General features: G+C 64.9%; 1 protein-coding gene. It reads right to left on the reverse strand.

Going from position 1 to position 558, the window contains the following annotated elements; translation table 11 throughout:
• Positions 1–501 (reverse strand): EamA family transporter (locus tag QP996_RS11765; RefSeq protein WP_502870237.1); only part of this gene is annotated, 501 nt, incomplete at its 3' end.
• Positions 502–558 lie beyond the last annotated feature (57 nt).

Below are 558 nucleotides of genomic sequence, written 5' to 3' on the forward strand. Positions count from 1 at the left end.
CACACCCACCGGGTCCAGGGCGGCGCTCGGCCCAAGGACCACGAGAGCCACCCCCACGACACCCACGACACCCCATCCCAGGCGCCAGCCGGAGAGTTGCTCGTGGAGGACAGCCACGGCCAGCAGGGCAACGATGATGGGCTGCACCGCACCCAGCGTGGCCGCGACCCCGCCCGGAAGACGCTGCGCCGACAAGAACAGCAGGGGGAAGAACGCGGCCATGTTCAGACCGCCCAACACGAAGCTCTTCCACCACCACGAGCCGCGCGGCAGCTGCCTCGACAGGCCCACCGCGATGATCCCTGCCGGCAGCGTCCTCATGAACGCGGCGAACAAGGGGTGTCCGGCTGGGAGGAGGTGGGTGGTCACGATGTACGTTGTCCCCCACGTAGCGGGGGCCAGCGCCGTCAGACAGGTCCACAGCAACGAACTGCGGGCCCCATGGGAAGAAGTGTTCATAGATCCATTGTCAGTCGCCCACCAGCGGTGAGTCCAACACATTGTTCTCACCCAAACAATGACCTACAATCATGGTTTAGTGGAACTCCAACAGCTCAG

The organism is Corynebacterium sp. MSK008 (assembly GCF_030232585.1).
Classification (GTDB): Bacteria; Actinomycetota; Actinomycetes; order Mycobacteriales; family Mycobacteriaceae; genus Corynebacterium.